At 64.2% G+C, this 14,807-nt stretch carries 9 protein-coding genes; 8 read left to right on the forward strand and 1 reads right to left on the reverse strand.

The genetic code is table 11. The features are described 5' to 3' along the window. Nucleotides 1-236 precede the first annotated feature (236 nt). The 7 genes from NKI61_RS01975 to amaB all read left to right on the forward strand — a co-directional run bounded on the left by NKI61_RS01975 (nt 237) and on the right by amaB (nt 11,477). Nucleotides 237-3,596 (forward strand): transglutaminase family protein, encoded by a 3,360-nt coding sequence (locus NKI61_RS01975; RefSeq protein WP_352838751.1) that lies wholly within the window; start codon nt 237-239, stop codon nt 3,594-3,596. A 6-nt stretch (nt 3,597-3,602) separates the two neighbouring features. After that, on the forward strand, nt 3,603-6,014 hold the full coding sequence (locus tag NKI61_RS01980; RefSeq protein WP_352838752.1) for a circularly permuted type 2 ATP-grasp protein: 2,412 nt from the start codon (nt 3,603-3,605) through the stop codon (nt 6,012-6,014). A 1-nt stretch (nt 6,015) separates the two neighbouring features. Continuing rightward, on the forward strand, nt 6,016-6,900 hold the full coding sequence (locus NKI61_RS01985) for a transglutaminase family protein (RefSeq protein ID WP_023683456.1): 885 nt from the start codon (nt 6,016-6,018) through the stop codon (nt 6,898-6,900). A gap of 58 nt (nt 6,901-6,958) precedes the next feature. Beyond that, nucleotides 6,959-8,059, forward strand: a complete 1,101-nt coding sequence (locus tag NKI61_RS01990) for a DNA topoisomerase IB (RefSeq protein WP_023686314.1) — start codon at nt 6,959-6,961, stop codon at nt 8,057-8,059. 82 nt (nt 8,060-8,141) lie between these two features. Further along, a complete protein-coding gene (locus tag NKI61_RS01995; protein WP_023671781.1) occupies nt 8,142-8,516 on the forward strand; it encodes a YciI family protein in 375 nt (124 codons plus the stop codon). Then, nucleotides 8,513-9,787: an RNA polymerase sigma factor gene (locus NKI61_RS02000; protein ID WP_023707663.1), complete on the forward strand. Its 1,275-nt coding sequence runs from the start codon at nt 8,513-8,515 to the stop codon at nt 9,785-9,787. Before NKI61_RS01995 ends, NKI61_RS02000 begins: the two co-directional genes overlap by 4 nt. A 175-nt stretch (nt 9,788-9,962) precedes the next feature. Continuing rightward, on the forward strand, nt 9,963-11,477 hold the full coding sequence (gene amaB, locus NKI61_RS02005; protein ID WP_352560397.1) for an L-piperidine-6-carboxylate dehydrogenase: 1,515 nt from the start codon (nt 9,963-9,965) through the stop codon (nt 11,475-11,477). Between the two features lie 207 nt (nt 11,478-11,684). Here amaB and NKI61_RS02010 read toward each other — a convergent pair whose 3' ends face one another. Continuing rightward, nucleotides 11,685-12,554 (reverse strand): hypothetical protein, encoded by an 870-nt coding sequence (locus NKI61_RS02010; protein WP_023737698.1) that lies wholly within the window; start codon nt 12,552-12,554, stop codon nt 11,685-11,687. A gap of 297 nt (nt 12,555-12,851) precedes the next feature. On the opposite strand from NKI61_RS02010, the gene asnB reads away from it, so the two are divergent. Next, the gene (gene asnB, locus NKI61_RS02015; RefSeq protein WP_023737699.1) at nt 12,852-14,789 is read left to right on the forward strand and encodes an asparagine synthase (glutamine-hydrolyzing); all 1,938 of its coding nucleotides are present in this window, start codon (nt 12,852-12,854) and stop codon (nt 14,787-14,789) included. The last annotated feature ends 18 nt before the right edge of the window (nt 14,790-14,807 follow it).

The raw sequence follows: 14,807 nt of genomic DNA on the forward strand, positions 1-14,807 counted from the left end.
TCAGGTGAGGCCGGCCTGCAAATGGCCGATGCCTGCGCTTCCGGTGCTCGCGTACGAAAAGTACGCTCTGCTCCGGTTCTCGGTATCAGCCATTTTCGACTCGGCCTGACCTGAATCTCGACACAGCGTAGCCGGCTTCGGCTGCTTAATTTAGGTGCAGCGCAACATCTCTGCTTGGAGAATGGCCAATAGATGTGTCAGGGTTCGGCTGAAGAAACGCCGATCTCCGGGGCCCCATGGCAATACTGGCAGCCGTCTACCACCTGACCCATTACAAGTATGACCGGCCGGTGGTTCTCGGGCCCCAGGTCATCAGGCTGCAGCCGGCACCGCATTCCCGCACCAAGGTGCTCAGCCATTCGCTGAAGGTCGGGCCGGCGAACCACTTCGTCAATCTGCAGCAGGACCCCTACGGCAATTTCCTGGCCCGCTTCGTCTTCCCGGAACCAGTGACGGAATTGAAGATCGAGGTCGACCTCGTCGCCGACATGACGGTCTACAATCCGTTCGATTTCTTCGTCGAGCCATCGGCCGAGACCTTCCCGTTCGAGTACCCCGAAGACATCAGGGACGATCTCGCCATCTACCGCACGCCGGAGCCGGCGGGGCCGCTGCTGTCGGCTTTCCTCGCAACCATCGACCGTAGCGCCACCAACACCGTCAATTTCGTCGTCGACCTCAATGCGCGGCTGCAGCGGGAGATCGCCTATATCGTGCGGATGGAAGCCGGCGTGTTCTCGCCGGAGGAAACGCTGGCCGCGAAAAAGGGATCGTGCCGGGATTCGAGCTGGCTGCTGGTGCAAATTCTCAGGAATCTCGGCCTCGCCGCGCGTTTCGTCTCAGGCTATCTGATCCAGCTGAAGCCCGATCTGGTCGCGCTCGATGGCCCAGCCGGAACCGCCGTCGACTTCACCGACCTGCACGCGTGGTGCGAGGTCTATCTGCCGGGCGCCGGCTGGATCGGCTTCGATCCGACGTCCGGCCTGCTCACCGGCGAAAGCCATGTGCCGCTGGCGGCCACGCCGCATTTCCGCAACGCCGCGCCGATCTCCGGCATGGCGAGCTTCGCCAATGTCGAGTTCGGCTTCGACATGCGGGTCGACCGCATCGCCGAACATCCGCGCATCACCAAGCCGTTCTCGGACGAAAGCTGGCAGGCGCTGGATGCGCTGGGCAACAAGGTCGACGCCGCACTTCAAGCGGGGGATGTCAGGCTGACCATGGGCGGCGAGCCGACCTTTGTGTCGATCGACGATTTCGAGTCCGCCGAGTGGAACACCGCCGCCGTCGGCCCGACCAAGCGCGAAAAGGCCGATGCGTTGATCCGGAAATTGCGCGAACGCTTCGCGCCGGGCGGCTTCCTCCATTACGGCCAGGGCAAATGGTATCCGGGCGAGAGCCTGCCGCGTTGGACCTTCTCGCTGTATTGGCGCACCGACGGCCAGCCGGTGTGGAGCGATCCGTCGCTGATCGCACACGAAAAGAGCGATGCGAAGGTCGGGCCGCAGCAAGCCGAAAGCTTGCTGACGGCAATCGCCGGCGAACTCGGCATCGACAAGGCGATGGTCAGCGAGGCCTATGAGGACCCGGCCGAATGGCTGCTGAAGGAAGGCAAGCTGCCCGACAATGTCGATCCGTCCAACTCCAAACTGGAAGACCCGGAAGAGCGCAGCCGCATGGCGAAAGTGTTCGAGCGCGGGCTGACCAAGCCATCCGGCTATGTGCTGCCGGTCCAGCGCTGGAACAGCCAGGCATCGGACCCGCACTGGCGCTCGGAGAAATGGAAGACGCGGCGCGGGCGGCTGTTCCTGGTGCCGGGCGATTCCCCGGTCGGCTACCGCCTGCCGCTGGGCACGCTGCCTTATGTGCCGCCGGCACAGTTCCCCTATATCGTGCCGGTCGATCCGTCGCTGCCGCGTGGACCGCTGCCGGCGCGGGAAGCCATACTGCCAGAACCGGCTCCGGCCGAACTGGAAGGCGCCGACGAGATGGCGCGGCGCCAGCAGGCGGTATCGTTCACTGCGACGACCGGCCAGCAAGACCGGGTGGAGCAGGAGATCACCGAGATCGGCGGCGCGGTGCGTACAGCACTTTCGGTCGAGCCGCGCGATGGCAGGCTGTGCGTCTTCATGCCGCCGGTCGAGGCGCTGGAAGACTATCTCGAGCTCGCCGCAGCCGCAGAAAACGCGGCCAAGGCGATCGGCCTTCCCGTGCATATCGAAGGCTATGGACCGCCGCACGATCCGCGCCTCAACGTCATCAGGGTGGCACCCGATCCCGGCGTCATCGAGGTCAACATCCATCCGGCCGCCAACTGGCAGGACTGCGTGGCGACGACGACGGCGATCTACGAGGAAGCACGGCAGACACGGCTTGGTGCCGACAAGTTCATGATCGATGGCCGCCATACCGGTACCGGCGGGGGCAACCATGTCGTCGTCGGCGGCGCAACGCCCAATGACAGCCCGTTCCTGCGCCGGCCCGATCTGTTGAAGAGCCTGGTGCTGCAATGGCAGCGGCGCCCGTCGCTATCCTATTTATTCTCCGGCCTGTTCATCGGCCCGACCAGCCAGGCGCCTCGCTTCGACGAGGCGCGGCACGACTCACTTTACGAACTCGAGATCGCGATGGCGCAGGTGCCGCACCCGGGCCAGGGCAACCCACCGCTGCCTTGGCTGGTCGACCGACTGTTTCGCAACCTGTTGACCGATGTCACCGGCAATACGCACCGCTCGGAAATCTGCATCGACAAGCTGTTTTCGCCCGATGGCCCGACCGGCCGGCTTGGGCTTGTCGAGTTCCGCGGTTTCGAGATGCCGCCCAATGCGCGCATGTCGCTGGCGCAGCAATTGCTGGTGCGCGCCATCATCGCCAGTGCGTGGAAGAACCCGCTTGATGGCCGCTTCGTGCGCTGGGGCACCTCGCTCCATGACCGTTTCATGCTGCCGCATTATGTCTGGGCGGATTTCCTCGACGTGCTCGACGACCTCAAGCCCAACGGTTTCGAATTCCGGCCGGAATGGTTCGATGCCCAGCTGGAGTTCCGCTTTCCGTTCTGCGGCGAAGTCCAGCATGCCGGCATCAAGCTGGAACTGCGGCAGGCGCTGGAGCCGTGGCATGTGATGGGTGAGCAAGGCGCCATCGGCGGCACTGTGCGTTTCGTCGACTCCTCGGTCGAACGGCTGCAGGTCAGGACCGAAGGCCTCAACCCGGAACGTCATGCCATTGTCTGCAATGGCCGCATCGTGCCGATGAAGGTCACCGACAATCGCGAGGTCGCGGTGGCCGGTGTGCGCTTCAAGGCCTGGCAGCCTTCGTCGGGCCTGCATCCGGCGCTGCCGGTCAACACGCCGCTCGTCTTCGACATCTACGACCGTTGGTCGGGGCGGGCGGTGGGCGGCTGCGTCTACCATGTCGCGCATCCCGGCGGGCGCAGCTACGACACCTTCCCGGTCAACGGCAATGAGGCCGAGGCGCGCCGTCTCGCCCGCTTCGAGCCGCGGGGCCACACGCCGTCGGCCTATGTGCTGCGCAATGAAGAAGCCTCTGAAGACTTCCCCATGACCCTTGACCTCAGGCGGCCAGCAAGACTCTGATCAGCGATGGCAAAGGGGAATCAGAAAAAGGTCCGCGGCAAGCCGCTGAGGCACAGTCTGCTGGAGCACTACCAGCCGATTGACGGCGTCGTCGACGAGATGGTCGATGCTTCGGGCCGTCCGCGTCCGGCCTGGGCGCCCTTCATCGAGGCGTTGGAGGAACTAGGCCCGGAAAAGCTCGGCCAGCGCTTTGCCCGCGCCGACCAGTATCTGCGCGACGCCGGGGTTTATTACCGCGTCTATGACAAGGCCGGCGCCAATGAGCGCGAATGGCCGCTGGCGCATATCCCGCTGCTGATCGAAGACAAGGAATGGGCCGGGATCAGCGCCGGTCTCGTCCAGCGCGCCCACCTTTTCGAGGAGATAGTCGCTGATATCTATGGCCCGAACCGGCTGATCGAGAAGGGAATCCTGCCGGCAGGCCTGATTGCGGCGAGCCCCGAATTTTTGCGCCCCGTCGTCGGCACCATGCCGGCCAGCGGTCATTTCCTGCATTTTTGCGCCTTCGAGCTCGGCCGTGGGCCGGATGGAAGCTGGTGGGTGCTGGGCGACCGCACGCAGGCGCCATCGGGCGCCGGCTTTGCGCTAGAAAACCGCGTCGCCACGACGCGGGCTTTGTCCGACGTCTATGGCGAGATGCATGTGCATCGCCTGGCCGGTTTCTTCCGTCGCTTTCGCGATGCTCTGATCGGCATGGCGAAGGAGAATGACGGCCGCGTCGCCATTCTGACGCCGGGGCCGCTCAACGAGACGTATTACGAGCACACCTATATCGCCCGCTATCTCGGCATCATGCTGCTCGAGGGCGAGGATCTGACCGTCGCCGGCGGAAAGCTGATGGTGCGCACGGTTTCGGGGCTGATGCCGATCAGCGTGCTGTGGCGGCGGCTCGACGCCGCCTTTGCCGATCCGCTGGAGCTGAGGTCGGACTCGCATATCGGCACGCCGGGGCTGGTCGAGGCGATCCGCCGCGGCACCGTGTCTACGGTCAATGCGCTGGGGTCGGGCTTGATGGAAACCCGGGCGCTGCTCGCCTTCCTGCCGAAGATTTCGCGCGCATTGCGCGGCGAAGAACTTCTGTTGCCAAGCGTCGCCACCTGGTGGTGCGGGCAAGCAACCGAACGGGCCCATGTGCTTGCCAATATCGATCGCATGGTGATCGGTCCGGCGCTGTCGACGCGGCTGGCCTTCGAGGATGACGGCCAGACCAGGCTCGGTTCGGCACTGACGCCGGAGGAACGCATCGCGCTGATCGCGCGCATCGAGAGCGATGGCAGCGGTTTCGTCGGCCAGGAAGCGGTGACGCTGTCGACGACGCCGGTCTATGTCGGCGGCTGGCTGGAACCGCGACCGGCAAGCCTGCGCGTTTATCTGGCGCGCACGCCCGATGGCTGGACGGTAATGCCGGGCGGTTTCGCCCGTGTCGGCCTTTCGCTCGACCCGACGGCCATCGCCATGCAGCGCGGCGGCCAGGCGGCCGACGTCTGGGTGGTCAGCGACCGGTCGGTCGAGCGCGAGACGCTGCTGCCGCAGGAGCATGACAGCTTCGTCCGCACCATGCCGGGCAGCCTGCCCAGCCGCGCGGCGGAAAACCTGACCTGGCTCGGCCGCTATATCGAGCGCTCGGAGGATACGGTTCGCATCCTGCGCGCCTATCATGTGCGGCTGGCCGAGACGTCCGATCCTGACATGCTGCTGCTCGCCGATATCAGGGACTATCTCGAACCCTTCGGCGTCGATCTCGAAGCGGCCATTCCGCCCGGATTGATCGGCACGCTGGACAACGCCGTCTACAGCGCCGGACAGATCCGCGACCGCTTTTCGCCCGATGGCTGGCTGGCGCTGAAGGACCTGTCGAAGACCATTCATCAGTTCGCCACCACGGTGGCGCCGGGTGACGACGCGACACGGGCGATGACGGTCATGCTGCGCAAGCTCGCCGGTTTCTCCGGCCTGTTGCACGAGAATATGTACCGTTTCACCGGCTGGCGTTTCCTCGAGATCGGCCGGCGGATCGAGCGCGGCATCCAGATCGCCCGTACGCTAGCCCGACTGACAAGGTCCGGTGCGCCGGACGGCTCGCTCGACATGATGCTGGAGATCGGCGACAGCGTCATGACCCACCGCCGGCAATATCCGGTGCGGGCCGGACGGCGCACGGTGATCGACCTCTTGGCGCTCGACCCACTCAACCCGCGCTCGATCCTGTTCCAACTCGAACGGCTGAAGGCGGAGATCGGCCTGTTGCCATCGGTTGGCCCGGAGGGGCATATGTCGGTCGCGGCCAAGGAAATCCTGCAGCTCAACACGGCAATTGCCGTCATGGAGCCATCGGAGATGTCGGCGGAGGTGCTGGACGATCTAGCAACTGAGATCGGCAACCTCTACAGCAGCCTGGCTAAAGCGTATTTCGGTTAGCATGCTGTACGATATCAGGCTTCATCTCAGCTACGATTATGACGCCGCGGCCGGTGGCAGCCGGCATCAGGTGCGTGTATTGCCGCCGACCATTGCCGGCGTGCAGCGCGTGATCGCGGCCTCGCTTTCGTTTGTGCCGACCCCATCGGAGCGCACGGATTTTGCCGATTTCTTCGGCAATAATGTCACCGCGATCGCGTTTCGCGACGTCCATGACGGGCTCGACATCAGAATGAGCGCGCGCGTGTCGGTGTCACGGCCGGAGCCTGGGCTCGACGTGTCGCCCGATCTACAGCGCCTGCGGGAAGAACTCGGCGCCGTACGGTCACTGGCGCCGGATGCACCGCATCACTTTCTCGCCGCCAGCGATCATGCCGGCATCGATGCGGCGATCACCGCCTATGCCCGCGACAGCGCCGGCGGCTCGACGGTCGGCATGGCCATCGATCTGTGCAACCGCATCCACCGCGACTTCACCTATGACGGGGAAGCGACCACGGTGCGTACCGGGGCCAGCGATGCCTTCCGTTTGAAGCGGGGCGTGTGCCAGGACTTCTCCCACATCATGATCGCCGGCCTGCGCGGGCTAGGTATTCCTGCGGGTTATGTCAGCGGCTTCCTGCGCACCATTCCACCGAAAGGGAAGCCGCGGCTCGAAGGCGCCGATGCCATGCATGCCTGGGTCAAGGTGTGGTGTGGGCGCGATGCCGGCTGGCAGGAATTCGACCCGACCAATGGCATGCGGGCCAGCAACGACCACATCACCGTTGGCTATGGCCGCGACTATTCCGACGTGGCTCCGATCGTCGGCGTGCTGAAAACCACCGGCGGCCAGGTCGGCGACCAGGCCGTCGACGTCATCCCGGTCGCGCTGGAAAAAGCTTGAGCGCGGAACCAGCAGTCGGCTTGGCGCTTATCTACGAGAAAAATCTCGTGGAGCGGGCATGCTGGACAAATCTGGGACGCCATCCGGCCGGTCGGCGGCCGGACAGGGGGACGATGGGGCGCCGAAGAACGGCGCGCAGACCGCTGCCGAACAGGCCTCGCTCACCTATATCAGCGACAGCGAGCCGGGGATCCGGCGCCTGAAGGCGGGCGAAGGCTTTTCCTACAAGGGCGCGAAAGGACAGGCCGTCGGCGCGGCAGCCATTGCCCGCATCAAGGCGCTGGCCATTCCGCCGGCATGGACGGATGTGTGGATCTCGCCCGATCCCGCCGGCCACATCCAGGCGACCGGCCGCGACCAGCGCGGGCGCAAACAGTACCGCTACCATCCGCTGTGGGCCGCCGAGCGCGACGGCGCCAAATACTCCAGCCTTGTCGCCTTTGCCGAAAGCCTGCCGGAGCTGCGCCGCCGGATCGATGCCGATCTGCGCCGCCGTGGCCTGCCGGCCGAGCGCGTCGTGGCGGCAATTGTCTGGCTGCTCGACAACACGATGATCCGGGTCGGCAATGCCGCCTATGCCCGCGACAACAAGAGCTTTGGGCTGACGACGCTGCGCGACCGCCACGTCGACATCAAGGGATCGAGCCTGCGCTTTGCCTTCAAGGGCAAGTCCGGCAAGGAATGGAAATTGAAGCTGGTCGACCGCCGCATCGCCCGGGTCGTGCGCGGCGCGCAGGATATTCCGGGGCAGCAACTGTTCCAATATCTCGACGAGGACGGCGAGAGGCATGGAGTGCGCTCCGACGATGTCAACCGCTATATCCGCGACGCGATCGGCGCCAATTTCAGCTCCAAGCATTTCCGCACCTGGGGCGGCACCATCCATGCCGCGTCGCTGTTTGCGCGGACGGAGCTTCCCGAAAGCCAGGCGCAGACCAAGCGTGTGATGAACGCGGTCATCGACAAGGTGGCCGAGCGGCTCGGCAACACACGCGCCGTCTGCCGCAAATGCTACATCCATCCACAGGTTTTCGAAGCCTGGGTGGAAGGGCGGCTGCTTAGCGAAATGACCGAGGCCAACAAGCGCAAGCGAGCGATCGACGGTCTCGATGATGAAGAGGCTCTTGTGCTGAGATGGTTGAAGGCAAGCGAAGGCTGACAAAAATGGCGTAACTTTTTTGTCGACGCCATGTCGGCACAGGCCCTACTGTTTCGTCCTTTGAGACAGAAAAGGACGTCCCATGCTCTACGCTATCCTCTGCTATGCCTCCGAAGATGTCGTCTCCTCCTGGAGCAAGGCACAGGATGACGAGGTCATGGCAAAGCTCATGCATGTGCAGGAAAAATATGCTCAAGCCGGCCGGCTTGGGCCGGTGGCGCGGCTTTTGCCCACCACCGCCGCGACGACGCTGCGCAAGGTCAAGGGCGAATCGGTCGTCATCGACGGCCCGTTTGCCGAGACCAAGGAACAGTTCCTCGGCTTCTACACGCTGGAATGCGCCGATCTCGACGAAGCCGTCGACTTCGCGCGCGAGCTTTCCGAGGTCAATCCCAGCGGCGGATCCTATGAGATCCGACCGGTTTCCGTCTTCAACCCAACCAGAGTAGCCACATGACAGACCTCGCCTGGATAAGCTCGGCGATCAGCGCTGCCCGCCCGCAGGCTATGGGTGCGCTGCTGCGCTATTTCCGCAATCTCGATACGGCGGAGGAAGCTTTCCAGGACGCGTGCCTGAGGGCACTCAAGAACTGGCCGCAGAACGGGCCGCCGCGCGATCCTGCGGCCTGGCTAATCTTTGTCGGCCGCAACACCGGCATCGACGCGGTGCGCAAGCGCGCCAAGCAGGCGCCGATGCCGGAAGAGGACCAGATCTCGGACCTGGAAGATGCCGAGAGCGATATCGCCGAACGGCTGGACGGCGCGCACTACCGCGATGACATATTGCGGCTCTTGTTCATCTGCTGCCATCCGGATCTGCCGCCTACGCAGCAGATCGCGGTGGCGCTGCGCATCGTCTCCGGTCTCACCGTCAAGCAGATCGCGCGTGCGTTCCTGGTCGGCGAAAGCGCCATGGAACAGCGCATCACGCGCGCCAAGGCGCGCATTGCAGATGCCGGCGTGCCGTTCGAGACGCCCGGCGCGGTCGAGCGCTCGGAGCGGCTCGCCGCCGTCGCCGCCATGGTCTATCTGATCTTCAACGAAGGTTATTCCACCAACAGCGGCGAGGCGCCGGCGCGTGCGCCGCTTTGCGAGGAAGCGATCCGGCTGGCTCGCCTGTTGCTGCGGCTGTTCCAGACCGAGCCGGAGATCATGGGCCTGACGGCATTGCTTTTGCTGCAGCATGCGCGCGCGCCGGCCCGCTTCGACGAGAATGGCGAGATCGTGCTGCTCGACGACCAGGACCGCTCGCTGTGGAGCCGCAAGATGATCGACGAAGGCCTGGCGCTGGTCGACAAGGCCCTGCGCCACCAGAAGCCCGGACCCTACCAGGTGCAGGCGGCGATCGCCGCCCTTCATGCGCGGGCGGCAACCCCCGAGGAGACCGACTGGACAGAGATCGACCTGCTCTACAGCCTGCTGGAGGCGATGCAACCTTCGCCGGTGGTGACGCTGAACCGTGCCGTTGCGGTCGCCAAGGTGCGCGGGCCGGAAGCTGCCCTTGCCATGATCGAGCCGCTAGGCGAGAGGCTGTCCGGCTATTTCCACTTCTTCGGCCTCAAGGGCGGTCTGTTGATGCAGCTCGGCCGTGGCGAAGAGGCGCGTGTCGCCTTCGATCGCGCCATTGCGTTGGCCAACACGGCAGCGGAAGCCGCCCATATCCGCATGCATATCGACCGGCTGATGCGAGACGGAGCCGTGAAGGCGCCGGCGAAGACAGCGCACTAAGCCTGTTCCTCCTCTGGCTCAATCGTGCAATCCCGGCTTGGACCATGCCGGGGTGGCGATTTTCCCCTGAAACGAGTAATGGCACGCCATGACAGCGCCTGCGGCATGCGGGCGATAATGGCGCCAAGGCTCGACCGCCGCCCTATGATGGCGAGCGGATCTGAAAGGGACAAAAATGACGATAGCGAAGGAAACGGCCGAACTTCTGGCGAAACTGGGTGTGGCCAAGGACGCGCTGACCGGCGGCGACCTCGTCGTGCGCAGCCCGGTGACGGGTGAACAGATCGCGGCGCTGAAGACGATTTCGCCGGCCGATGCGGCCAAGACCATCGATGCCGCGCACACGGCGTTCCAGGTTTGGCGGATGGTGCCGGGTCCCCGGCGCGGCGAACTGGTGCGGCTGCTCGGCGAGGAGTTGCGCGCGCACAAAACCGAGCTTGGCCGGCTGGTGTCGATCGAGGTCGGCAAGATCCCGTCGGAAGGCCTCGGCGAAGTCCAGGAAATGATCGACATCTGCGATTTCGCCGTCGGCCTTTCCCGCCAGCTCTACGGTCTGACCATCGCCACCGAGCGTCCGGGACATCGCATGATGGAGACCTGGCATCCGCTCGGCGTCGTCGGCGTCATTTCGGCCTTCAACTTCCCGGTCGCGGTGTGGTCGTGGAACGCGGCGCTCGCGCTGGTCTGCGGCGACGCCGTGGTGTGGAAGCCCTCGGAAAAGACGCCGCTGACGGCGCTCGCCTGCGAGGCGATTTTTGCCGCCGCGGTCAAGCGCTTCGGCGCAGATGCGCCGCAGGGCCTGGCACCGGTGCTGATTGGCGACCGCTCCGTCGGCGAGATCCTGGTCGACCACCCGAAAGTGGCGCTGGTTTCGGCCACCGGCTCGACCCGCATGGGCCGGGATGTCGGCCCGCGTCTGGCCAAGCGCTTTGCCCGCGCCGTGCTCGAACTCGGCGGCAACAATGCCGGCATCGTCTGCCCGACCGCCGATCTCGACATGGCGCTGCGCGCCATCGCCTTTGGCGCCATGGGCACCGCCGGCCAGCGCTGCACGACGCTGCGGCGCCTGTTCGTGCATGACAGCGTCTATGACGCGCTGCTGCCGCGGCTGAAGAAGGCCTATGAGAGCGTCTCGGTCGGCAATCCGCTGGAGACGTCTTCGCTCGTCGGGCCGCTGATCGACAAGGCGGCCTTCGACGCCATGCAGAAGGCGCTCAAGGAAGCCACCGCTCACGGCGGCAAGCTGACCGGCGGTTCGCGGGTCGAGAATGGCCATCCCGATGCCTATTACGTGCATCCGGCGCTGGTCGAAATGCCGAAGCAGGTGGCTCCTGTCACCGAAGAAACCTTCGCGCCGATCCTCTACGTGATGAAATATTCCGATTTCGATGCCGTGCTCGACGAGCACAATGCGGTCGGCGCCGGACTGTCGTCGTCGATCTTCACCCGCGACCTGCAGGAATCCGAGCACTTCCTCGGCGTCGATGGTTCGGATTGCGGCATCGCCAACGTCAACATCGGCACGTCGGGCGCCGAGATCGGCGGCGCCTTCGGCGGCGAGAAGGAAACCGGCGGCGGCCGCGAGAGCGGCTCCGATGCCTGGAAGGCCTATATGCGCCGCGCCACCAACACGGTGAACTATTCCAAGGCGCTGCCGCTGGCGCAGGGCGTGTCATTCGACATCGATTGAGATGCTGCGCCCGGCTTTTGACCAGTTGATCCACCCGAACCCGTCGGGCGGATCGCTGCCGCTCGCGCGGATCGTTCCGCTTTCAGGCTTCGCCCCCGCTGTCCAGATGTCCGTATCCCGACGGCGGAAAGGCCACCTCGGCCATGCGCCCGGACGGGTCCTCGCGGTCGGCACGATCGGCTGCGCAACAGCGTCTGCGCCGAACGTTCAGCCAGCGTGCGGCGACGCCGGTCGGCAGGCTTCGAACGCGGCATCGATAACGGCAAGCTTGGCGGCCTGGACGGTCATGTATTCCTGGTAGAAGCTGTTCGACACCCACATCACCGAATGCCCGCGCTGGCCTAGCCAGCCGACGCTGCCGAGCTTTTCGGCGTCGCGCAATTTGCGCGCAAGATGGGTGCGCGAGAGTTTTAGCCAACTGGCGAATTCGCCGATCGAAACCACGCTGGTCGGGATCCGGTCGAGGCCGGCATTGTCGGGATCGATGCCAGACATCAGCCAATCCATGACGATGCCGCCATTGTTGAGCCAGATGAACAGCGAAAACGTCTGCTTGGGCTCACGCACAGGGTTGGAGGAGAGCAGGCCTTCCGCCACCAGCGGCTGCAGCCTGGCAATCATGCCGTGCTGCTCGAGAAAGGCGGCGAGGCGGTCGCCGCCGTCGAGACCGTCGAGCGTGCGCAGATGCGCAACCACCCAGCCATCGAATTCCTTCAGCGTCGCTGCCGTCACCTGAAAGGGATGGGCTCGTCCATCACCGGTGTGCGGCAGGTATTCGATGATGTGATAGTACAGCATCTCCTTGATGAAGGCTTCGGCCGTGTTGCGGCTGGCGACGGAATAGTGAAGCACGGCATCGATGAAGCGGGCCAGTGTCAGTTCCGTGCGGGGATCGCGCGGGTCGCGGGCGAAATGCAGGGCTAGGCCGGTGTGAGCCAGCAACCAGCGCTGTTGCGTGGCGAACACGGCGGCCAGGCGTGGGCTCGTTTCATAGATATGCAGCAGCGCCTTCGACTGCGCCTCGACATGACGGTGCAGCGCCGGATGGCCGGCAATATATTCGAAATTCAGCGCCACCTCCTCGTCCTCCGGCCAGCCCCCCGGCAGCGAAGACGTGCAATCACATTTCCAGCCTTAGCTGCCCGTGTCCAGCCATGCCAACCCGGAAAAAAGGCCTAGAGCGAGCCTGGGCTATCGTTCCGGCTATTACGGCCGCAACCGCGAGGTGAAGGAGAGCCATCGCGTCCTAGCCACGAAGACCACATCGTGGCAAACTTCTTGTTAACCACATGCTCGGTGAAAATATCGGATTAACCTCAGATGCCACTATCGAGGTTATGTTCCGTTCCTTAGCGTTCAATATGAGTTCAAGGGATGTGTGGATTCGGGGGTTATTTCGGGTCAATCCGGGATGCGGAAGCTTTGCTCACGCACATGGTAGCCGCAATTGCCCATCGTGGGCCGGATGAGCAAGGGAAATTCGTAGCACCCGATGCCGGGCTCGGGCATGCGCGGCTGTCGGTGATCGGCATCGGCGATGGCCAGCAACCGATGTCCGACGAGGCCGGCAATTTGACGATTGCGTTCAACGGTGAGATTTTCAACTACATAGAACTGCGCGAAGGGCTGATCGCCAAGGGCCGACACTTTCGGACGTCGAGCGACACAGAGGTCATCCTTCAGCTCTATGAGGAGATGGGCGAAGACTGCTTGTCTCTCCTGAACGGTGATTTCGCCTTGGCGATATGGGACAATCGGCAGCGACGAATGGTGCTTGCACGAGACCGGATGGGTGTCCGGCCGCTCTTCTACACAAGTAATGACGGGGTGCTTTACTTTGCCTCGGAGATCAAAGCCCTGTTGAAGGTCCCGGGCGTCTCCGCTGAAATTGATCCGATTGCGCTGGATCAGATCTTTACGCTGTGGGCGCCGATCGCTCCGCGCACGGCGTTCCGCAATATCCACGAGTTGGAACCGGCAAGTGTGATGATCGCGACGCAGGGGCAGGTCACGGTCAGACGATACTGGCACCTGGACTATCCGCATCGTGATGAGCCGTCGAAGATCACGAACGAGGACCACGCGGCAGAGGAGTTGCAAGCCCTTCTGACCGATGCGGTGAGGCTTCGCATGCGGGCCGACGTGCCGGTCGGTTCCTATCTTTCCGGAGGGCTCGATTCGTCGCTCGTTTCGGCGCTTGCCGCCGGCATGACTCCTCGGAGACTGGAGACATTTTCCGTAACCTTCGACAGCGCCGAGCATGACGAAAGCGCCTTTCAGACCGAAATGGCCTCGGCGCTCGGCACGCGCCACCACGCCATAGAATGCGGCGCCCGCGATATCGCCAGCGTCTTTCCTGAGGTCATCCGCTTTGCCGAGCGGCCGATCATCCGCACGGCGCCAGCGCCACTCTACAAATTGTCCGCCCTGGTTCGCCAGGCCGGCCTGAAGGTGGTGCTGACGGGTGAAGGCGCCGACGAGGTCTTCGCCGGTTACGACGTCTTCAAGGAGGCGCGTGTCCGCCGGTTCTGCGGGCGGCAGCCCACATCGCGCATGAGGCCGCAGCTGTTCCGCCGGCTTTACCCGTATCTGCCGGGCCTGCAACAGCAATCGGTGGAGTATCTGGCTGCCTTCTTCGGCACCAGCAACGCTGCCCTCGACGATCCGCTGTTCTCGCATCGGCCACGCTTCAAGACCACGGCGGCGGCGAAAATCTTCTTTTCCGGCGACCTGCGCGCGACGTTGAAGGGTTATGACGCAGCTGAAGAGCTGACCAGCCGCCTACCCGAGGCGTTTTCCCTATGGCATCCGCTGCATCAGGCGCAATATCTCGAAACCCGCTTCCTCCTGCCCGGCTACATCCTCTCCAGCCAAGGCGATCGGATGGCCATGGCGCACGGCATCGAAGGGCGGTTTCCTTTCCTGGATCATCGCGTGGTAGAGTTCGCGGCAAGACTTCCGCCGGAGATGAAACTGAAAGGCTTGATGGAGAAGCACATATTGCGCAAGGTGGCCAGGCACCACCTTCCGGCGGCGATCGGTAAACGCACCAAGCAACCTTACCGCGCCCCGGAGGCCCGCTCCTTCGTCGGGGCGGAGGAACTAGACTATGTTCGTGACTGCCTGGGCGAGGCGAGCATTACCGCCGGCGGCCTGTTCAACGCCAAGGCGGTGGCCAAGCTCCACGAGAAATGCCGCATGGAGACCGCGACCGGATTTCGCGACAACGCCGCCTTCGTCGGCATTCTGTCGACGCAGCTGTGGCAGAAGAATTTCGCCGGCCAAGCGGTCGGCGCGGCAAGAGCGGCCTGAGACGGCGAGGAAAGGAAA

It is taken from the genome of Mesorhizobium sp. M0514, assembly GCF_040321145.1.
Lineage (GTDB): Bacteria > Pseudomonadota > Alphaproteobacteria > Rhizobiales > Rhizobiaceae > Mesorhizobium.

Excerpts from the sequence above, each read along its gene's own strand:
- amaB (WP_352560397.1), top strand. The coding sequence starts at position 9,963 with ATGACGATAGCGAAGGAAACGGCCGAACTTCTGGCGAAACTGGGTGTG.
- NKI61_RS01980 (WP_352838752.1), top strand. The coding sequence starts at position 3,603 with ATGGCAAAGGGGAATCAGAAAAAGGTCCGCGGCAAGCCGCTGAGGCAC.
- NKI61_RS02000 (WP_023707663.1), top strand. The coding sequence starts at position 8,513 with ATGACAGACCTCGCCTGGATAAGCTCGGCGATCAGCGCTGCCCGCCCG.
- NKI61_RS01975 (WP_352838751.1), top strand. The coding sequence starts at position 237 with ATGGCAATACTGGCAGCCGTCTACCACCTGACCCATTACAAGTATGAC.
- asnB (WP_023737699.1), top strand. The coding sequence starts at position 12,852 with ATGTGTGGATTCGGGGGTTATTTCGGGTCAATCCGGGATGCGGAAGCT.
- NKI61_RS01985 (WP_023683456.1), top strand. The coding sequence starts at position 6,016 with ATGCTGTACGATATCAGGCTTCATCTCAGCTACGATTATGACGCCGCG.
- NKI61_RS01990 (WP_023686314.1), top strand. The coding sequence starts at position 6,959 with ATGCTGGACAAATCTGGGACGCCATCCGGCCGGTCGGCGGCCGGACAG.
- NKI61_RS01995 (WP_023671781.1), top strand. The coding sequence starts at position 8,142 with ATGCTCTACGCTATCCTCTGCTATGCCTCCGAAGATGTCGTCTCCTCC.